General features: G+C 70.4%; 18 protein-coding genes. 10 read left to right on the top strand and 8 right to left on the bottom strand.

The features are described 5' to 3' along the window. The first annotated feature begins 320 nt into the window (after positions 1-320). Entirely contained in the window at positions 321-848 is a 528-nt protein-coding gene (locus tag ACIBEI_RS19305) for a hypothetical protein (protein WP_398890254.1), read from the top strand. A 126-nt stretch (positions 849-974) separates the two neighbouring features. On the opposite strand, the gene ACIBEI_RS19300 is transcribed toward ACIBEI_RS19305, so the two are convergent. After that, positions 975-1,760, bottom strand: a complete 786-nt coding sequence (locus tag ACIBEI_RS19300; RefSeq protein ID WP_398890252.1) for a TetR/AcrR family transcriptional regulator — start codon at positions 1,758-1,760, stop codon at positions 975-977. Between the two features lie 107 nt (positions 1,761-1,867). On the opposite strand from ACIBEI_RS19300, the gene ACIBEI_RS19295 reads away from it, so the two are divergent. Continuing rightward, complete coding sequence (locus ACIBEI_RS19295; RefSeq protein ID WP_398890250.1) at positions 1,868-3,265, top strand: MFS transporter; 1,398 nt, start codon at positions 1,868-1,870, stop codon at positions 3,263-3,265. On the opposite strand, the gene ACIBEI_RS19290 is transcribed toward ACIBEI_RS19295, so the two are convergent. The 4 genes from ACIBEI_RS19290 to ACIBEI_RS19275 form a co-directional block, all read right to left on the bottom strand. Beyond that, entirely contained in the window at positions 3,262-3,795 is a 534-nt protein-coding gene (locus ACIBEI_RS19290) for a DUF6174 domain-containing protein (protein WP_398890248.1), read from the bottom strand. The two genes, ACIBEI_RS19295 and ACIBEI_RS19290, sit on opposite strands and share 4 nt — an antisense overlap. A gap of 122 nt (positions 3,796-3,917) precedes the next feature. Further along, a complete protein-coding gene (locus ACIBEI_RS19285) occupies positions 3,918-4,931 on the bottom strand; it encodes a VOC family protein (RefSeq protein WP_398890246.1) in 1,014 nt (337 codons plus the stop codon). Next, entirely contained in the window at positions 4,928-5,800 is an 873-nt protein-coding gene (locus ACIBEI_RS19280; protein WP_398890244.1) for an alpha/beta fold hydrolase, read from the bottom strand. Before ACIBEI_RS19280 ends, ACIBEI_RS19285 begins: the two co-directional genes overlap by 4 nt. 96 nt (positions 5,801-5,896) lie before the next feature. Further along, positions 5,897-7,498, bottom strand: a complete 1,602-nt coding sequence (locus ACIBEI_RS19275; protein ID WP_398890242.1) for a bifunctional 3-(3-hydroxy-phenyl)propionate/3-hydroxycinnamic acid hydroxylase — start codon at positions 7,496-7,498, stop codon at positions 5,897-5,899. A 140-nt stretch (positions 7,499-7,638) separates the two neighbouring features. Here ACIBEI_RS19275 and ACIBEI_RS19270 point away from each other — a divergent pair, with 140 nt between their 5' ends. The 7 genes from ACIBEI_RS19270 (at position 7,639) to ACIBEI_RS19240 (ending at position 14,323) form a co-directional block, all read left to right on the top strand. Beyond that, a complete protein-coding gene (locus ACIBEI_RS19270) occupies positions 7,639-8,271 on the top strand; it encodes a TetR/AcrR family transcriptional regulator (RefSeq protein WP_398890240.1) in 633 nt (210 codons plus the stop codon). Next, positions 8,268-9,056: a 2-keto-4-pentenoate hydratase gene (locus ACIBEI_RS19265; RefSeq protein WP_398890238.1), complete on the top strand. Its 789-nt coding sequence runs from the start codon at positions 8,268-8,270 to the stop codon at positions 9,054-9,056. Before ACIBEI_RS19270 ends, ACIBEI_RS19265 begins: the two co-directional genes overlap by 4 nt. A gap of 29 nt (positions 9,057-9,085) precedes the next feature. Beyond that, on the top strand, positions 9,086-10,096 hold the full coding sequence (locus tag ACIBEI_RS19260; RefSeq protein WP_398890236.1) for an acetaldehyde dehydrogenase (acetylating): 1,011 nt from the start codon (positions 9,086-9,088) through the stop codon (positions 10,094-10,096). Beyond that, complete coding sequence (dmpG, locus tag ACIBEI_RS19255) at positions 10,093-11,130, top strand: 4-hydroxy-2-oxovalerate aldolase (protein ID WP_398890234.1); 1,038 nt, start codon at positions 10,093-10,095, stop codon at positions 11,128-11,130. Before ACIBEI_RS19260 ends, dmpG begins: the two co-directional genes overlap by 4 nt. After that, positions 11,127-12,185, top strand: coding sequence for an amidohydrolase family protein (locus ACIBEI_RS19250; RefSeq protein WP_398890232.1), 1,059 nt, complete (start codon positions 11,127-11,129; stop codon positions 12,183-12,185). The genes dmpG and ACIBEI_RS19250 overlap by 4 nt, the downstream gene beginning before the upstream one ends. A 314-nt stretch (positions 12,186-12,499) precedes the next feature. Then, positions 12,500-13,480, top strand: a complete 981-nt coding sequence (locus ACIBEI_RS19245; RefSeq protein ID WP_398890230.1) for a polysaccharide lyase family 1 protein — start codon at positions 12,500-12,502, stop codon at positions 13,478-13,480. Between the two features lie 60 nt (positions 13,481-13,540). Further along, positions 13,541-14,323 carry a pectate lyase gene (locus ACIBEI_RS19240; protein WP_398890228.1) on the top strand — a complete coding sequence of 261 codons (783 nt, stop codon included), beginning with the start codon at positions 13,541-13,543 and terminating at the stop codon, positions 14,321-14,323. A 171-nt stretch (positions 14,324-14,494) separates the two neighbouring features. Here the strand turns inward: ACIBEI_RS19240 and ACIBEI_RS19235 are convergent, their stop codons facing one another. Continuing rightward, on the bottom strand, positions 14,495-15,364 hold the full coding sequence (locus ACIBEI_RS19235) for a sugar phosphate isomerase/epimerase family protein (protein ID WP_398890226.1): 870 nt from the start codon (positions 15,362-15,364) through the stop codon (positions 14,495-14,497). After that, positions 15,361-16,380 carry a Gfo/Idh/MocA family oxidoreductase gene (locus ACIBEI_RS19230; RefSeq protein WP_398890224.1) on the bottom strand — a complete coding sequence of 340 codons (1,020 nt, stop codon included), beginning with the start codon at positions 16,378-16,380 and terminating at the stop codon, positions 15,361-15,363. The genes ACIBEI_RS19235 and ACIBEI_RS19230 overlap by 4 nt, the downstream gene beginning before the upstream one ends. A gap of 215 nt (positions 16,381-16,595) precedes the next feature. Between ACIBEI_RS19230 and ACIBEI_RS19225 the strand changes: the two genes are divergently transcribed. Then, positions 16,596-17,621 (top strand): LacI family DNA-binding transcriptional regulator, encoded by a 1,026-nt coding sequence (locus ACIBEI_RS19225; protein ID WP_398890222.1) that lies wholly within the window; start codon positions 16,596-16,598, stop codon positions 17,619-17,621. A 60-nt stretch (positions 17,622-17,681) separates the two neighbouring features. Here ACIBEI_RS19225 and ACIBEI_RS19220 read toward each other — a convergent pair whose 3' ends face one another. Then, the gene (locus tag ACIBEI_RS19220; RefSeq protein ID WP_398890220.1) at positions 17,682-19,445 is read right to left on the bottom strand and encodes an FAD-dependent oxidoreductase; all 1,764 of its coding nucleotides are present in this window, start codon (positions 19,443-19,445) and stop codon (positions 17,682-17,684) included. Between the last annotated feature and the right edge of the window lie 77 nt (positions 19,446-19,522).

The raw sequence follows: 19,522 nt of genomic DNA, 5'->3' as shown, positions 1-19,522 counted from the left end.
GGGGGGGGGGGGGGGGGCCGGCTGGGGCGGGCCGGCCCCGCGGGGGGGGGGGCGGCGCCCGGGGGGGGGGGGGGGCGCGCGGGGGGGGGGGGGGGGGCGGGCGGGGCGCGGGGGGCCGGCCCCCCCCCCCCCCCCCCCCCCCCCCCCCCCACTCGGGCGGCAGGCGTTCCCACGCCCCGCCCGCTCCTTCGGTGATCTCGTCGTTCGGAACGCGACCTTCGTTCGTGTACGGGTGAACGGCCACCTGCGTTCACCCGTACCCCTTGTCGTACGCCCGGCCGCTTCGCGCGGACGGGAACAGCCCGGATTCGGAGAGGTACGTGTCACAGCAGCCACAGCGAGGACGGACCGGCCGCACTTTCACCGCCCGCGGGGTGCGCCGCGCCGCCCTGATCGGCAGCCTCGCCCTACTTCCCCTGGTCACTGCCTGCAGCGGCGGGGATGACGACAAGGCCGCGGGGGACAGCAAGCCGTCGACCGCTGCCATGGCCGCCGTCGTGGCGCCGGCGAAGGTCGAGGTGATAGCCAACCTCACCGGCTGCAAGGTCAAGATCCGAACCGACGCGGACGAACTCCGCGAAGGTGTCTGCCACACCCCCGAGGGCGACTACCTCATCACGACCTTTCCCGAGGAGAAGTACAAGCTGACCTGGCTGGACAGCGCCGCCATCTACGGGGGCAAGTACCTCGTCGGCCCGCGCTGGGCCATCAGCGCGAAGCCGAAGATGCTCGGACCGCTGCGCAAGAAGGTCGGCGGCACGATCCAGGACCTGGAGGCGATGCACGCGAAGCAGCCCTCCCCGAGTTCGTCGAAGTTCGGGCCCGAGCCGGAGCCGAGTTCGTCATAGCGGCGGTCTCGTCCCAGAGGCGGCATCGCACCTGTTCCCGTCACCGAACGACCCCTCACGGCCGCGGCCTTGAGGGGTCGTTTCACATTGACCTGGGCCCACGGCCGTGTCCGGCCGGTCGGCTCTTCACCTCCCACCGGGGCGTGCCGCGCGGGCCGCGATCCCCTCGACGAGGATGTCCAGGGAGAACGCGAACAGGGTGTCGGGGGAGTCGGGTTCCAGCTCGCCGAGCCGGGCCAGATGCGGCAGATCTCCTACGGGTTCCGAGCTCTCGGAGTTCTCGGAGGCATTGGAGCTTCCGGAGCCCTCGGGGTCCTCGGAGCTCTCTGCGTCCTTGGGGCGCAGCCATGGCGGCGGTAGCTGTGCCAGGTCCGCGGGGTTCACATGGGCGGGCGGACGGTCGTACACGATGTCCTGCAGTTCGACGAAGCCCGCGACGAGCCGGATCGTCTCCATGCACGCGCGGTAGGCGTCCTGCAAGGACAGCCCCACGGCCTCGAAGAACCCGATCAGGGCGTCCACGTTGCGCAGCATCGTCGGGTGCCGGGCCGTCGTGATGTTCTCGGTCAGCGCGAGGGTGGTCATGCCGGGGTGGCTGCGGTAGTGCGCGCGCAGGTCCCGGCAGTACGAGCGCAGGCTCTCCCGCCAACGTCCCGACTCCAGCTCGGGCGGCCGCCATTCGGACTCGAAGAGTTCGGCGGCGACGGTCAGCAGGTCGCGCCGGTCCTCGACGTAGTTGTAGAGCGCGCGGGGCGAGACGCCCAGGTCGGCCGCGAGCGAGCGCATGGTCAGCTCGGCCGGACCGTGGTGGTCGAGGAAGTCCAGCGCGGCTCGGCCGACCGACTCCCGGGTGAGGGTGGGGCGGCCCTTGCGGTGGGTCGGCCGCCGCCTGGCCACAGGGTTGCTGCTCATCGGGCCCGAGGCTAGCAACCTCCAGAACTTCACACATGTTGACTTTAAGGCGGCCGGTCGCCACAGTGACCCGGGTAAGGCTTGCCTAACTCCCTTGGAGTCGCCGTATGAGCCGCCCGACCGGTCTCGCGATGGACCTCACCCCGCTCCGCGAAAGCCGAGACTTCCGCCTGCTGTTCATCGGCTTCCTCGGCGCGATGACCGGCGCGCTGATGACGAGCGTCGCGGTGGCGGTGCAGATCTACGAGGTCACCGGATCGCCGCTGCACATCGGCCTGGTCAGCCTCGCGCGGGCCCTGCCCGTGGTGGTCGGCGTGCTGATCGGAGGTGTCCTGGCCGACCGGCACGACCGCCGGCTGCTGATGCTGGCCACCCGGCTCCCGCTCACCCTCGTGTCGGCGGCCCTGGCGGTCAACGCCCTGCTGCCGGAACCGCGGTTGTGGCTCATCTACGCGGCCACCGCCCTGACCGGACTGCTCGCCGGACTCGGCGGCCCGGCCATGATGGCGGCCATCCCGGCCCTCGTGGGCAGCGAACGCCTGGCGGCGGCAGGCGCGCTCACCTCCGCCTCCGCCCAGTTCGCGGCACTGCTCGGGCCCGCCGTCGGCGGCCTGCTCGTCGCGGGCCCCGGGCTCGCCGCCTGCTACGCCGTGGACGCGGCCGGATTCCTGGTCTTCTCGGCGGCCCTGTACTTCGTGCGGCCACTTCCTCCCGCAACTGCCCAGGCGGGCAAGGGAGTCCGGCAGGCGTTCACGGCGGTGGCGGACGGCGTCCGTTTCGTCCGGGGACACCGTCTCATCGTGGGCCTGCTCCTCATCGACGCCGCGGCGATGGTCTTCACGATGCCGCAGGCGCTCTACCCGGTCCTGGCCGACCAGCAGTTCGGCGGCGGACCGGGTGTGGTGGGCCTGCTGTACGCCGCGCCCGCGCTCGGTGCCCTGATTGGTGCCGCCACCAGCGGCTGGACCGGCCGGGCCGGCGGGCACGCCCTGATCGGCGCGGTCCTGCTGTGGGGGCTGTCACTGACGGGCTTCGGCGCGACCTCCTACCTTCCGCTCGCCCTCGTCCTGCTGGCGCTCGCCGGACTGGGCGACCTGATCTCCGAGACCCTGCGCTCGGCCCTCCTCCAGCACGGCACCCCCGACGAACTGCGCGGCCGGGTCAGCGGCCTGTGGATGGTGCAGGCGACCGTCTCGCCCGCCCTGGGCAACGCCGCCGTCGGCCTCCTCGCCGAACTGACCGGCGCCCGCGCCGCCGTGGTCATGGGCGGTCTCTTCTGCGTGGCCGCCACCCTCGTGGTCGCCGCGGCCTTCCCGGCCCTGCGCCACGCCACCCTCACCGTGTCACCCGAGTCGTCCGGGCCGCCGGAGTCGTCCGGGCCGACCGAGGCCTCAGAGCCCTCCGAGTCGTCCAACTCCGAGTCGTCCGACGAGGTTCCTCCGAACGCGGCCGACGACGCCGGTCACGCCGACGCGGAGTCACCCACGAAGGGATCGGCGCGCTAACCGCCGGCCGGTGCGTAGGCACTGATGACATACAGGGCTTCGTCGTCGACAGTGTTCTCGTCCCAGTCCAGCGAGATCCGCTCCGGGTGACCGTCGGGCGCGTACTCCGCCTCCGCAGTGTCGGCGTCGTCGCGCCGGGCCTGCTCGAGTTCGTCCAACAGCTCGCCGATGGTGGGCACTTCACCGGGCAACTGCCGCACCACTCGCCGGCTGTTCGCGTCGAGACCGACCGCCTCCGCGACCTTGCCGTCGCGGACGGTCACCCGGAAGGTGCCGATCAGACTCCGTTCCCCTTCACTCGACTTGAGCGTGTACACGTACGAGTCGGGCTCCTGCCAGGTTGTCCCGCTCGGGGAGGACGTTGCGGGCTCGGCGCTCCCCACCTGGGCGGACCCGGATCCCGAGGACGACTCCGTGCCGCAGGCGACGGTCGCCCACAACAGCCCTCCGACCAGCCCGGCGACGGACACAAGACGACGACCGGAGTGAAAGGTGGTCATGCGAACTGCGGTCATGCGAACGGCGGTCATGGCGGCTCCCTCGGGGACGGCTACCGCTATGACGCCGACCGGCCCCGGAACGTTCGGGGGCAGCGCCCATGCCCATGCCGTTGACGACCGACCGGGACCTCCCCAAGGGCGGCGGCCCGGAATCAGCGGTCAGGGATGCCGGTGCCGCTGAGGGCGGGGACCGTGTCCTCCCGGCGGGCCAGGGAGCGGGTGGCGTGCCGGAACTGGTCGAGTTTGTCGACGATGGTCCGGCCGACGGGGGTGTGGCCCCAGACGCTGATGCCTTGGTGGGTGCTGGGCTCCCAGGTGTTCTCGTCGACGACGACGGGGTTCCAGCCGACCTCCCACTCGAAGCCCGAGGGCGTACGGGCGTAGTAGGACAGCTCTCTGTCGTTGGTGTGCCGGCCGACGGACAGGGCCATGTCGAAGCCGAGTTCGCACACGCGCCGGTAGCTCTGGGCGACATCGTCGAGGGTGGCCGCCTGGATGTTGAGATGCTGGACGCGGGTGCGGACCGGGTCGACGGGCAGGCCCCGGACGGCGGCGACGGCGATGGAGTGGTGGCGCTCGTTGACGCGCAGGAAGCGGATCTTGAGCTTGACGCCGTTGATGGTCTCGTCGATGTAGTCGGTCAGGCGGGCGTCGAAGACGGTGTCGAAGTAGCCCCGGAGCTGAGCCGGTTTGGCGGAGACGATCGCGACGTGCCCCATCCCCGAGTCACCGGTGACGAACCCGGAGGCCCGCATGCGCAGCGGCTCCGCCGACTTCAGCGGGTTCGTGTAGATCTCCTGGGTGATGCCCTTGGGGCCGGGAAACCGCAGCAGACGCTCGACGCCACGCAGGGCGGCTTCGTCGGCGGTGCCGTGGGCCATCGGAACGCCGTGGGCGTAGATGCGGGTTTCGATCCGTTCGAAGGTGGCGTGGTCGTCGACGTGCCAGCCGGTGGCGACGACGTCCTCGGCCGGGCCGCGCCGGAGCAGGAAGCGGCACTCCTGGTCGTCGAGGCGGAAGCGCATCAAGTCCGTGTCGAGGGCGTCGTGGTGCATGCCGATGGCATCGGCGCCGAAGCGGCGCCAGTCGGTGAAGCGGTTGGTCTCGATGACGATGTAGCCGAGGTGTACGGCACCGAACACCGACGCGTTCCCAGGCACGTTCATCGTCGGCCCGCCAGGAAGTCGGCGCACATCCGGTTGAAGAGCTCGGCCCGCTCGAACTGCACCCAGTGGCCGGTGTTGGCGACCACATACAGGTCGCAGTCGGGCATGCGGTCGGCCAGCATTCGCCCACCGCCGGGCCGGTTGACCAAGTCCTTGGCGCCCCACAGCACCAGGGTGGGCACGGGGAGGCGGTTCAGGCGCCGGTCGCGGGTGAAGTCCGTCTTCCACAGCGTGCGCAGCGCGTTCGGGCCTGACGGACGGCGCAACGGCGGGGCGGCGACGACCTCCGGGTCGATGCTGGCCCGGTAGCGCTCGTCGATCGCCGATTCCGGGACGTCGGCGGCGTTGAAGACCAGGTACTGGCGGATGAACGTCTCCAGCTTCAGCCGGGAAGGTCCGTCACCGCCGTAGTAGTTGAGCAGGCTGTTCAGGCCTGCCGTCGGGAGCGAGCGGGTGGTGCCGATGCCGCCGGGCCCCATGAGCACCATGCGGTCGAGCCGGTCGGGCGTGTCCAGCGCGAGGCGCAGCGCACAGGCACCGCCGTAGGAGTTGCCGACCAAGTGGGCGCGCTCCAGGCCGAGTTCGTCCATGACTCCGCGGATGTGGTCCGCGAGGTAGCCGAACGGATCGGCTCCGTCCACGCCTTTGGTGCTGCGTCCGTAACCGGGCAGGTCGGGGACGATGACCCGGTACTTCTCGGCCAGGGCCGCGATGTTGCGCCTGTAGTTGGAGACCCCGGAGGCGCCGGGGCCGCCGCCGTGCAGGAGCAGCAGGGGCGGACCGTCACCGGTCTCGGCGACGAAGATCTTCTTGCCCGCGATGTCGAGCAGGGACTCGCGCATCGACGGCAGCTCGGTCTGTGTGGTCATGGTGTCCTCACTGACTGGATCACTGACTGGATCACTGACTGGTTCATTGGGCGGATCATTGGAGGGATCGCTGGGGGAGGGGTTGCTGGGGGTGGATCACTGGGTGGTGGTCGCGGTCGGGCGCGTCGCGGGGGTGAATCCGCCCGGGGGCGGCGGGAGTTGGGCGCCCGCGGGAGCGGCCGCGTAGACGTAGGCGTCCGGGCGCAGGGCGAGCGTGGCCGCGCGGTGCCGGGCCAGCCAGGGCAGCAGGACGCCGTCGCTGTCGACGAGGGCGCCCTCGGCCGGCCGCGATCCGGCGGGCGTGACGGTGAGCGAGGGGACACCCGGCCGGTCCCACGCGGGTTGGGGCGTGACCGATCCGGAGTGCAGGAGCAGCCAGCGGTTGCCGAGCACGTCGTCCAGCCGTACGCGCACGCCGTCGGGCCCGGTCACCCAGGGCTGGGGGATCTGGAGGCCGGACGCCCTGGTGCGGGGGCGGGCCTGCAGACCGGTGGCGTAGCGGGCGACGGGTATCCAGTTCGAGTCCTGCAACCAGTTGCCGAAGCCCGGCACACGGTTGAGGACCCGTAGTCCGGAGTTGCGCACCGCGGCCACGGGCCGGCGCCGCTCGGTGATGATCCGCCCGACGAACACCGCGCGTTCGGTGACTTCCCTGACGTGCGGTTTCCGTTCGGCCTCGTAGCTGTCCAGCACGGTCTCGGGGAGTTCGCCGCGCAGGACGGCGTCGAGCTTCCAGCACAGGTTGGCCACGTCGCGCACCCCGGCGGCCATGCCCTGGCCGATCCACGGCGGCATGGCATGGGCGGCGTCACCTGCCAGGAAGACCCGCCCCACCCGGAAGCGCGCGGCGAAGCGCACATGGTGGCTGTAGACGGTGGCCCGCAGGATCCTGATGCTGTCCCGGCTGATTCCGTACCGGGCCACAAGTTCGTACACCGCCTCGTCGGTGGTCAGGTACGTCTCGTCGTCGCCCGGCAGGATCGGGAACTCCCAGCGGTGGTGGCCGAGCGGGGTGGGGCAGTCCACGGCGGGCCGCGCCGGGTCGCAGTGGAAGCGCAGCCGGTCGTGGTCCGGCCAGGGCTTGATCATCTCGGTGTCGATCACCACCCAGCGGTCCTCGTACGTGCGCCCTTCGTAGCCGATGTTCAGCTGCGAACGGATCAGGCTGGAGCCGCCGTCGGCCGCGATCACGTACGAGGCGCGCAGCCGGTGCACGGAGTCGTCGGCCGTCCCGACCACCGTCAGTTCCACGCCGGCCCCGGCCCCGTCTGCGGATTGGCGCAGCCGCAGACACTCGTGCCGCAGCAGCACCTCGACGTTCGGGTGGCGGGCGACCCCGTCGCGCAGGACCCGCTCCAACGCGGGCTGGTAGACGAACAGTTGTGGCGGGTACCCGTGGCCGCGCGGGGTCGGGTGCGCGCAGAGGAAGGGGCGGCCGCGGGCGTCGACGAAGTCGAGGGGACGCTCGGTCAGCATGTCCTGCGCCAGCCGTTCGGCCAGACCGACGCGCTGCCAGATCCGCATGACCTCCTCGTCGGTGGAGATGGCCCGGGCCCGGGTGTAGATCTCGGCGTCGCGTTCCAGCACGACGACCCGCAGGCCCATCGCGCCCAGCAGGTTCGCCGCGGTCACGCCCGTGGGCCCGTAGCCGATCACCGCCACGTCGTAGCCGCCGTCCTCGCCACCGACTCCGCTCACCGGGCCACCTCGCTGTCGTCCCTGTTCGCGTTGTGTTGCGAACTCATTGCTGTAGCGTTTACTCCAATTGGAATGACCGCTACGGTAAGGTGAGTGCAGAAGACGGTCAAGTGCCGGGACGACAAGGAAGGGCGCATTCCATGACCAAGCCGCAGACGGCGCGCAGGAAGCGTGCGAACGGGGTGGAGTCGAGGCAGCGCATCCTCGACGCCACGGTGGAGATCGCGGGCGAGCGCGGCTACGAGGGCACGTCCATCGCGGCCGTCAGTGCCAAGTGCGGGCTGCCCGCCAGTTCGATCTACTGGCACTTCAAGGACAAGGACGACCTGATCGCCGCGGTCATCGAGCGCAGCTTCGAGACCTGGCTGGCGGCCTTCGAACTGCCGCTGGAGGGGACCGGCACATCGCTGGAGCGGGTCACGGTCATGGCCGCGAACGTGGCGAGGTCGCTGGTCGACGCGCCGGACTTCCTGCGCCTCGGCCTGATGCTCGCGCTGGAGCGGCGGCCCGTGGAACCCCGGGGCCGCACGGTGTTCCTCCAGGTCCGTGACATCGCCGCCCAGAAGGTCGCCGAGGTGGCCGGGACCCTGTTCCCGGACCTGGACGACGAGTCCGTACGCACCCTCACCACCTACGCCGTCGCCGGCGCCGACGGCCTGTTCGTGCACCGGGAGATCAACGGCGACGCCGTCGACCTGGTGGCGCTGTTCGAACTGCACGCACAGCTGGTCCACGACGCGGCGACGCGCATGGCATCGAGGAGCAAGGGATGACCCTGACCGCACCACAGCGTGAGGAAGCCTGTCGGCTCCTGCGCGAGGCAGAGCGGCGCGTGGCGCCGATCGACCCGCTGTCGGACCTGTTGCCAGGCCTGGAGGTGGCCGACGCCTACGCGGTCCAGCAGGGCAACATAGCCCGGCGCCTGTCCGCCGGAGCCACCGTCGTCGGCCACAAGGTCGGCCTGACCGCGGCCGCGATGCAGCAGCTGCTCGGCGTGGACGAGCCCGACTTCGGCCACCTCCTGGACGACATGGTCCACCGCGACGGCGGTACGGTGCCCGCGGCCCGTTACTGCCGGCCGCGGATCGAACCGGAGATCTGCTTCCGTCTCGCCCGGCCCCTGCGCGGCCCCGGCGTCACCGTCGAGGACGTCCTGGAGGCCACCGAGGCGGTCGCCCCGGCTCTGGAGATCGTCGACAGCCGGATCCGCGACTGGAAGATCACCCTCGCCGACACGGTCGCCGACAACGCCAGCGCGGCCGGTCTGGTCTGCGGCCCCTGGACACCCCTGGCCGACGCACCCGACCTCGCCACCGTCACCGCCGATCTGCTCGTGGACGGCGAGGTCGCCGCGACGGGCAGCGGCAAGGAGGTGCTGGGGCATCCGGCCGCCGCGGTCGCCTGGCTGGCCAACACGCTCGCCGGCTTCGGCACCGTACTGGAGCCGGGACACGTGGTACTGCCCGGGACCATGACCACCGCCCCCTTCGTCGACGCCGGCCAACGGATCGAGGCCCGCTTCAGTGCCCTCGGCGCGGTGTCGGTGACTTTCGTCTGAGGACTTCCGCCCCAAGGAGCACCCCCTTCATGCCCACTGCACCTGCATCCGCACCCTGGCCGGTCGCCGTCATCGGCTCCGGCAACATCGGCACCGACCTGATGATCAAGATCCTGCGCGGTTCCGGCGCGCTCACGATGGGAGCGATGGTCGGCATCGACCCCGCCTCCGACGGCCTGGCCCGCGCCGCGCGTCTGGGCACAGCCACCACCGCCGACGGCGTCGACGGACTCCTCGCCCTGCCCGAGTTCGCGGACATCAAGCTCGTCTTCGACGCCACCTCGGCCACCGCCCACCGGGCGAACTGGGCCAGGCTGGAGCCCACCGGCGTACGGGTCCTCGACCTGACACCGGCCGCCGTCGGCCCGTACTGCGTGCCCGTGGTGAACCTCGACGCCCACCTCGACGCCCCGAACCTGAACATGGTCACCTGCGGCGGACAGGCCACGGTTCCGATCGCCGCCGCCGTCGCGCAGGTCGCCCCCGTCGCGTACGCGGAGATCGTCTCCTCCATCGCCGCCAGATCGGCCGGGCCCGGTACCCGCGCCAACATCGACGAGTTCACCGAGACCACGTCACGAGCGCTCCGCGAAGTGGCCGGTGCCCGGCGCGGCAAGGCGGTGATCGTCCTCAATCCGGCCGAGCCGCCACTGCTGATGCGCAACACCGTGTACTGCCTCGTGGAGGGCGACTGCGACCACACCGCCATCGAGAACAGCGTGCTGGCCATGGCGGAGAAGGTGCACGCATATGTGCCCGGCTACCGGCTCAAGCAACGGGTCCAGTTCGACACGTACGGACCGGACAACCCCCTGCACATTCCGCAGACGGGCGAATTCACCGGCACCAAGGTGACGGTGATGCTCGAAGTCACCGGCGCCGCCGACTACTTGCCCGCGTACGCCGGAAACCTCGACATCATGACCTCCGCGGCCGTCGCCGCCGCGGAGCGGATCGCCCAGCACGCCCAGCACGCCCAGCACGCCCAGCACGCCCAGCGTGCTCAGGACGCGCAGACCACCGCGGGAGCCCTCCGATGAGCCGCCTCTACATCAGCGACGTCACCCTGCGGGACGGCATGCACGCCGTCCGCCACCAGTACACGGTCGACCAGGCCGTCGCCATCGCCACCGCCCTGGACGCGGCCGGCGTGGACTCCATCGAGGTCGCCCACGGTGACGGCCTGGCGGGCTCCTCCTGCGTCTACGGCTTCGGTGCGCACACCGACCTGGAGTGGATCGAGGCCGTCGCCTCCGCCGTCACCCGCGCGCGGGTCGCCACCCTGCTGCTGCCGGGCATCGGTTCCGTGCACGACCTGCGCGACGCCCACAGCGCGGGAGCGTCCGTCGTCCGCGTGGCCACACACTGCACCGAGGCCGACATCTCCGCCCAGCACATCGCGGCCGCACGGGGGTTGGGCATGGACACCGTCGGCTTCCTGATGATGAGTCATATGGCAGACCCTCAGAAGCTGGCCGCCCAAGCCGAGTTGATGGAGAGTTACGGCGCAACCTGTGTGTACGTCGTCGACTCGGGCGGCGCCATGGTCATGAGGGACGTCGCCGAACGCGTCGACGCCCTGCGACAAGTCCTGGATCCGGCCACCGAGATCGGCATACACGCCCACCACAACCTCTCCCTCGGCGTGGCCAACTCGATCGCCGCCGTCGAGCACGGGGCCCACCGAGTGGACGCCTCCCTCGCCGGGATGGGCGCGGGCGCGGGCAACGCCCCGCTGGAGGTCTTCGTCGCCGCCGCCGACAGACTCGGATTCGAGCACGGCTGCGACCTGTTCGGCCTCCAGGACGCCGCCGACGACCTCGTACGACCGCTGCAGGACCGCCCCGTCCAGGTCGACCGCGAGACGCTCACGCTCGGCTACGCCGGTGTGTACTCCAGTTTCCTGCGCCACGCCGAGGCGGCCTCGGCGCGCTACGGCATCGACGCCCGAAGCCTGCTCGTCGAGGTCGGACGGCGGGGCATGGTCGGCGGCCAGGAAGACATGATCACCGACGTGGCGCTCGACCTGCTCGCCGCGCGTGAGGCACGGGAGGCCCTGGAGGTCACCTCGTGACCACCGCCGCGGCCCGCGTCGACGTCCACCAGCACATCGTCCCCTCCTTCTACCGGGACCGTCTCGTCGCTTCGGGCATCGCCGAGGCCGGCGGCCGCGCCCTGCCGGACTGGACTCCTGAAGCGGCACTGGAGGTGATGGACCTGCTGGGCACCGACACGGCCATCGTCTCCGTCTCCACCCCGGGCACCGCCTTCCGCACCGACCCGCGGGAGGCGGCCGACCTGGCGCGACGGCTCAACGACTTCTCCGCGTCCCTCGCCGCCGAACACCCCGGCCGCTTCGGCTGCTTCGCCACCTTGCCCATGCCCGACACCGCCGCTTCCGTGACCGAGGCCCGCCGGGCCCTGGACGACCTGGGCGCCGACGGAGTCACCCTCCTGGCCAACAACCAGGGCGTCTACCTCGGCGCGGACGGCCAGGACGGCCAGGACGCACTGTGGCAGACGCTGGACGACCGGGGTGCCGTCGTCTTCGTCCACCCGGCCGATCTCCCGGCCCCCGCTGTCGAGAACATCCCCCCGTTCGCCGCCGACTTCCTGCTGGACACGACCCGGGCCGCCTACCTCCTCGTACGCAACGGAGTCGTCCGGCGCCACCCGCGCATCCGGTTCGTCCTCAGCCACGCGGGCGGCTTCGTGCCCTACGCCTCCCATCGCATGGCCACCGCCATCGCGGCCGACACCGGGCGCAGCCTCCTGGACGTGCTGGACGACTTCCGCGGCTTCCACTACGACACCGCGCTGTCCTCCAGCCCCGCGGCCCTGCCCACGCTGCTCGCCTTCGCCCGTCCCGGACGTGTCTTGTTCGGCAGCGACTGGCCGTTCGCCCCCACCATCGCGGGCCAGTACTTCGCCAACGGCCTCGACAGCGGTGTGGATCCCGCTGTGCTCCGGGCCGTCAACCGCACCAACGCCGAAGCCCTCTTCCCGCGCCTGTCCGGCACCGCCGCCGCACCGATCGCGGCCCGCCCGGCCCCGACGCGCCTGAGGCAATCCGCCCAACGGGCCGCCGCCCGCCTCCTCTTCAAACTCGTCCAGCCCGGCACCGGTTGAGACACGCGTCCCCATTGAGCAGCACGACTTGAGCAGCACGACGTTGCCCGATACGGGAGTTGGCCGGATGCGTTCTGCGCGAAGCGTTGACTAGAAAGCGCTTGCCCCTTACGTTTCCCGTTCAGCAGCGTGACCCGCCGCTGGCATCTCGTATATGAGATGTCAGATGCCGGAGGCGTTATGGCCTGGGGACGTGCACTCTCCAGGATGTCGCCGCGAGCCTCGCGTGGGGGCGCTGCGCCTGTAAGGCGATCCAAAGAGTGAACGTCGTTCACATATCTGGAAAATGGACGCTCTCGAAGGGACGCACCCGCATGCGTACTCTCCCCCCACGCTCCCGTCCGAGGAGACTCGTCGTCTCCACGGTCGCGGCAGCGGCTCTCGCCGTCACCACCGCCGTCGCTCTGCCGCAGTCCGCGGGTGCCGCCGAAACCTCCCCCATCGGCTTCGGCGCCGGCACCACGGGCGGCGGCGGTGCGAGTGCCGTCACCGTCTCCACGCTCGCCGCGTTCAAGACGGCTGTCACCGGCAACACCGCCAAGGTCGTCCGGGTCAGCGGGCTGATCTCGCTCACCGGTCAGGTCGACATCGGGTCCAACACCACGGTCCTGGGCGTCGGTTCGTCGTCCGGGTTCACCGGTGGCGGGCTGCGGCTGAAGGAAGTGACGAACGTCGTCATCCGCAACCTCAACATCAGCAAGCCGCTCGCGCCCTCCGACGGCGTCACCGTGCAGAAGTCCACGAAGGTCTGGATCGACCACAACTCCTTCTCCGCGGACCGCGACCACGACAAGGACTACTACGACGGTCTGCTCGACATCAATCACGGCTCCGACAACGTCACCGTGTCCTGGAACACCTTCAAGGACCACTTCAAGGGCTCGCTCGCCGGTCACAGCGACAACAACGCGAGCGAGGACACCGGTCACCTGAAGATCACGTATCACCACAACCACTTCAGCAACGTCTACTCGCGCATCCCCAGCCTGCGCTTCGGGACCGGGCACTTCTACGACAACTACGTCGAGGGTGCCGACACCGCCGTGCACTCGCGCATGGGCGCCCAGATGCTCGTCGAGAACAACGTCTTCCATACGACGAAGATCGCGGTCACGACGAACCGCAGCAGTGACGTGGACGGCTACGCCAACCTGCGCGGCAACGACCTCGGGGGAGCCGCCACCGAGATCTCCCGCACCGGCACCTTCACCAGTGCGCCGTACAGCTACTCCGCCGAGCCCGCCTCGTCGGTCGTTGCCTCGGTGACGAGCGGCGCGGGCGCCGGAAAGCTCTGACCGGCCCCACGAATCGGCCCCCACAAACCGACCCCCACAACCGGAAGAAGGCACAGGGACATGACTTCTCCAGCGATCCCGCGCGCCCGTCGGCGCGCGCTGACCGGCACCCTGACCGCACTCGGCCTATCGTCTGTCATGATCACGACAGTCGGGGCGCCGCCGGCGAGTGCCGCCACCTGGCCGACGCCGTCCAGCAGCCAGGGCGTGAGTTCGACCATCTCCGTCTCGGGCGTCAGGGACGGCGGCATGGTGCGGTACTACGGCAGCGGAGATCTGGCCGGTGACGGCCAGGAGGAGGGCCAGGACCCGATCTTCAAGCTCGCGGCCGGCGCGACCCTCAAGAACGTCATCATCGGCGCGCCCGGCGCCGACGGTATCCACTGCGAGGGCAACTGCACCCTCCAGAACGTCTGGTGGGAGGACGTCGGCGAGGACGCCGCCACCTTCCGCGGCGGCTCGACGTACACCGTGACCGGCGGCGGCGCCAAGAAGGCCGCCGACAAGGTCTTCCAGCACAACGGGCCCGGCACCCTGAACATCTCCAACTTCGCCGTCAGCGAGTTCAAGACGCTGTACCGGTCCTGCGGCGACTGCTCCACCCAGTACACACGCAAGGTGAACCTCAGCAACATCGAGGTGACCGGCACGGGATCCACCGCGCGGCTCGTCGGCATCAACGTCAACCGCAACGACGTGGCGACGCTTCGGGGCATCACGATCCTGAACGACTCCGGCCGGAAGGTCATCCCCTGCCAGAAGTACAACAACAACACGGCGGTGGGTACGGGGCCCGACAGCACCAACTGCCTGTACGCCGCCTCGGACATCACCTACAGGTAGGCCGTGACCGGTGACTTGACCCGAGTGAGCCGATTCGGGTGAGCCGACAAGAGTGAGTCGGAGCCCGGAGCCCGGAGCCCGGAGCCCGGCGGCCGGACGAACTTCCTTCGCCCCCCACGGAGGTTCGCTCGGCCGCCGGGCGCGGGCGCGCCACCGACCGGCGGACTGCGACTACGTCGAGAGCTCCTTGGTGATGCGGTCCAGCATGAAAGCCGAGGACTCGTGGGCCCGTTCCTCCCAGGCGAAGACGCAGGCGGTGGCGACTCCGTCGAAGTCCAGCTCGCGCAGGGTGCCGAAGAAGGCGTCCCAGTCGACCTCGCCCTGGCCGACGTCCAGGTGCTGGTGGATGCGCGTGGTGGTGCCGGGCGGGTTGAGGATGTAGCGCAGGCCGGACGAGCCCTTGTGGTCGAAGGAGTCGGCTATGTGAACGTGCTGGAGCTTGTCGCCGGCGTAGCGCATCATCTTCGCGATGTCCGCCCCGGCCTCCGAAGGCCCGGAGAGGTGGAAGGAGTGCGGGGCGCAGTAGAGGTAGTTCACCCAGGGCTTGTTGATGGCGCGGACGAGGTCGACCGCGGGGGTGTTCTCCTCGCAGAAGTCGTCCGGGTGGGCCTCCAGGTTGAGGGCGATGCCCTCGCGCTCGAAGACCGGCAGCAGCTCGTCCATCGAGCGCCAGAAGGCGGCCTCGCTCGCGGCGGCCTGCTCTGGGCGGCCGTTGAACTCCGAGTTCATCAGGGAACATCCGAGATCGGCGGTGATCTCGATCATGCGCTTCCAGTAGCGGACGGCGGCCTGCCGCTCGGCCTCGTCCGGCGAGGACCACTTGTACAGCGGCAGCACGGAGGACAGCCTGACGCCGTGTGCGCGCAGGGAGTGCTTCAGCGCGGCGACGCGTTCGTCGTCGGCCCGCGGGTGCAGGAAGAAGGGCATGAAGTCGTCGCGGGGTGACAACTCGATGTACCCGTAGCCGAGTTCGGCGACCGTACGCACCATCTCGTCCATCGGCAGGGAGCGGAGCATGTACGGGTCGAGGGCGATTTTCATGCGGTGCCTCCGTAAAGGGCCGGGCGGGGCTTCATGTCGACGGTGACGACCGCGCCACCGGACTCCAGGGACTTCACGGCGGCGCCGGTGATCACGGTGGCGGCATAGCCGTCCCAGGCCGACGGTCCGGTGGGCTCGGAGTCCGCCTCGACGGAGGCGATCCACTCGCGGAACTCGGTGTCGAAGGCGTCCACGAAGCGGCCCTTCCAGTCCTGCGGGACGGCGGTGCTGTGGCGCCCGGCCGTGCGGACTCCGACGGTGGCCGGATCGGGCAGCCGTACGAGACCCTCCTCGCCGACGGTCTCGCACTGGATGTCGTAGCCGTACTGGCAGTTGACGAAGACCTCCAGATCGACGCGGACGCCGCCGGCGGTCTCGAAGTACATGATCTGCGGGTCCTTGAGGTGCGCGAACCGTTTGCTCGTGGCGCGCGGGGTGATCACCTGGGCGGAGACGATCTCGTCGTCGAGGAGCCAGCGCAGTACGTCGATCTCGTGCACGGCGGTGTCCTGTGCGGCCATGCGTGAGGTGTACGCCTCCGGGACGGTGGGGTTGCGGTGGGCGCAGTGCACGATCAGCGGAGTGCCGATGTCACCGGCGGCGATCACCTCCTTCATCCGGCGGTAGCCCGCGTCGAAGCGGCGCATGAAGCCGACCTGGACCAGGCGCCTGCCGTGGGCGCGCTCGGCGTCGACGACGCGCAGGCAGTCCTCGGCGGTGGTGGCGAGGGGCTTCTCGCAGAAGACGGGCTTGCCGGCGGTGACGGCGTTGAGGACGTGCTCGGCGTGGGTGGGACCCCACGAGGTGACGAGGACGGCGTCCACCTCGGGGGAGTCGATCAGGTCGGTACCCGTGGGAAGCGCGAGGGCACCGACACGGGCGGCCACCTCGGCGGCGCGCTCCGCGTCGATGTCGGTCACGGCGGTGACGGTGGCCCCCGTGACGACATCGGTCAGTCGCCGTATGTGGTCCTGGCCGATCATTCCGGCGCCGATGACACCTACGCGTACGGTCATGGTCGTTTCCTTCGAGGGGGCTTCGGGGGCGGTGCGATGTCTCGCGGAAAGGCTCACTGTCGCGCTCTACTAGCGCGCTCTAGTCCGAGTACGATGACTCCTGTCCAAATGTCATGTCAATGACTTGTCGCCGGGAGATTTCGCGGGCGCCGCCGAGGCGAGCGGCGCCGGAGGGTGGTTCACAGGTGGATGCGTCGGGCAGGCAGCGGCCCACGATGGCGGACGTCGCCGCGAGGGCGGGCGTGTCCAGGGCGCTCGTCTCGATCGTCTTCCGCGGCCGTCCGGGGGCGAGTGAGGAGACCCGTGAACGGGTCCTGCGCGTAGCCGACGAGATCGGCTACCGCCCCGACAGCGCTGCCCGGCTGCTGGCCCGCGGCCGCAGCCGCACGCTCGGCGTGATGTTCACCGTGCACCAGGCCTTCCACACGGACCTCATCGAGGGGATCTACCCCGAGGCCGAACGCCTCGGCTACGACGTCCTGCTCTCCGCGGCCGCGCAGGGCCGCAGCGAGGCGAAGGCGGTCGAGGCTCTGCTCAGCCACCGCTGCGAGGCGCTGATCCTGCTGGGGCCCGACGCGGAGGCCGCCTACCTCGACGAACTCGGGCGGCGCGCGGTGACCGTCTCGGTCGGCCGGCGCGAACCCCGCGCCCGTGTGGACTTCGTGCACTCGGCCGAGGCCAAGGGCGCCCGGCAGGCCATGGACCACCTCGTCGAGCTGGGCCACCGCCGGATCGCGCATCTCGACGGCGGTCGTGGCCCCGGTTCGGCCGAACGCCGACGGGCCTACCGGGCCGCGATGCGCCGCCACGGTCTGGAGTCCGAGGCCCGTGTGATCCCCGGCGACCACACGGAGCAGTCGGGCATCGACACCGGCCGCCTGCTCCTGGCGGAGCGAGACCGGGGCATGCCCCTGCCGACGGCCGTACTCGCGGGCAACGACCGCAGTGCGATGGGCCTGTTGATGTCCCTGACGCGGGCCGGCGTCGATGTTCCCCGCGACCTGTCCGTCGTCGGATACGACGACAGTCACCTCTCCCACCTGATGCCGATCGGCCTGACCACCGTGCGCCAGGACGCGCTGCTCATGGCGGAACACGCGGTGCGGTTCGCTGTGGAACGACTGGAGAACCCGGAACTGGAGCCGCGGGAAGCGGTGTTGGACCCGAAGCTCGTGGTGCGGGAGACCAGCGGACCTCCGCCGGACAGGGCGGCGACCGGTGGGCCGTCGCCGGACGCGTGACCTGCGTACTCGAACCCGTGGGTCAGCGAGTCGCCTCCGTCCTCGGCAGCCCGAGCCGCGTCAGCCGACGTCGAAGAGGTTCGGCAGTCGCAGGAGGTATCGGGTGCGGTCGTGGCGTTTGAGGGCCTCGAGTTCCGGGGCCCGGTACAGCGGGGTGACGGTGCATCGTTCGGCGGCCGAACCGACCCTGTCCAGAAGGGCGTTGACGGCCTGACGGGCCGAGGTGTTGGCGCCTTCCATGGTGGCCAGGTCGATGGGCACGGCCACGTAGTCGCCGGACAGGAAGAGGTTGGGGATCTTCGTGGCCGATCGCGGACGGTGGTGGAAGGTCCCCGTCGGATGGATGAGCAGCTGTTCCTCGTTGACCGGGTTCGGGGTGCCGAGGCCGTCCACGGCCGGGTCGAGGAACCAGGAGTGCAGCACGGAGTCCTTGAGGACCGTACGGCCGGTGTCGTTGAGCGCGGCCTTCAGCTGCGCCCACACCTCGCGCGCGACCTCGGCACGGGTGCACTGCTTGGCCGTCTTGCCGTACAGGATGCCCGGCCGGTCCCACTCGGAGACGTCCACGGAAAGACAGTCCGCGACCGTGCCGTCGCCGAAGTCCTTGGGGAAGTCGTGGCCCGGCCAGTGCTGGGCCTGGGCGATCGCGGTCAGCGACCAGGGGGAGTCGATGAGGTCGAGATGGCCGTGCAGGATCGGCGTACGTTCCGTCAGATAGAACTGGATGCCGGTCATCCAGTCCGTCTCCAGCCGGTCGCACTCGGCGAGTTGGGGGTCGGCGGCGCGTACGGCGGAGTTCCAGGTGCGGCGGGCGTGCTCGACCGGCATGGCCGAGATGTAGTGGTCGGCGGTGACGGTCCGGCGTGCCCCGCCCGGGTCCTCCATGACGGCCCCGGCGATCCGGCCCGCGTCCAGGGTGAGGTCCCGTACGGTCCAGCCGATGTTGAACTCGACCCCGAGCGACTTCAGGTACGTCACCCAGGGGTCGATCCATGCCTCGTTGGTGGGCGCGTTGAGGATCCGGTCCAGTGGTCCGTCCGCGCCCCGCCCGAGGATGTTGAAGGCGAAGGCCTCCAGCAGGGTGGCGACCGTCCGGGTGCTGGCCTCCTCCGCCTTGGTGGCCACGATGTTGCGGGTGATGCCGATGGCGAGGATCCGCTGGTAGTCGTACGACATCCGGCCGGCCCGTACGAACTCCCACCACGGCATCTGCTCCCAGACCTCGTCGCGGCGTTCGTCGCAGCTGGTGAGGAAGACGAGGAAGCGGTTGGCGAAGTAGAGGGCTTCGTGGAGGGGGAGGTTGAAGGCGGTGTCCAGGACCGAGGTGAGGGCGCGGCGGATCTCGTCGGGGGTGAGTTCGGCCGGGGTGTTGCCTGGCCAGGGGAGCGGGATCCGGATGTCCTCGCGGCCGCCCGAGCGGGCGAACAGCATCTCCTTGGGGGCGACGAGGTTGTCGTGAACACCGTTGGGGTTGCCGGGGAAGGGGATGCGCCGCATGGTGTCGGGCAGGTTGTGGTAGATGCCGGGGATGAAGCGGAAGCCGTGCTCCCCGGGCAGGGGTCCGCGGCCGCCCGTGGCGCTGTCCGGTACGTCCATGCTGCGGGCCTTGCCGCCCAGCGCCTTGCGCTCGTAGACCGTCACCCGGAAGCCGCGTTCGGCGAGTTCGTGCGCGGCCGTGAGCCCCGCGACGCCCCCGCCCAGTACGGCGACGGTCTGCGGGGCGGCGCTGTCCTGGGCCGCGGCCCGCTGGGGAGTCGCCAGAGCGACCCCGCCCCCTGCTGCCGCGGCCGTGCCCAGGAATCCTCTGCGCGTGGTACCGCCCACTGCTCCCCCTTACCGTCGGTAACCATTGGCGCACGAGGATACGAGGGCCACACCGATCTCGGAAGGCGACCGACGAA

The organism is Streptomyces sp. NPDC050988, assembly GCF_044456225.1.
In the GTDB taxonomy this organism is placed as follows: domain Bacteria; phylum Actinomycetota; class Actinomycetes; order Streptomycetales; family Streptomycetaceae; genus Streptomyces.
The sequence above is the reverse complement of the archived record's forward strand: the minus strand, read 5'-3'. Positions and strand labels throughout refer to the sequence as shown.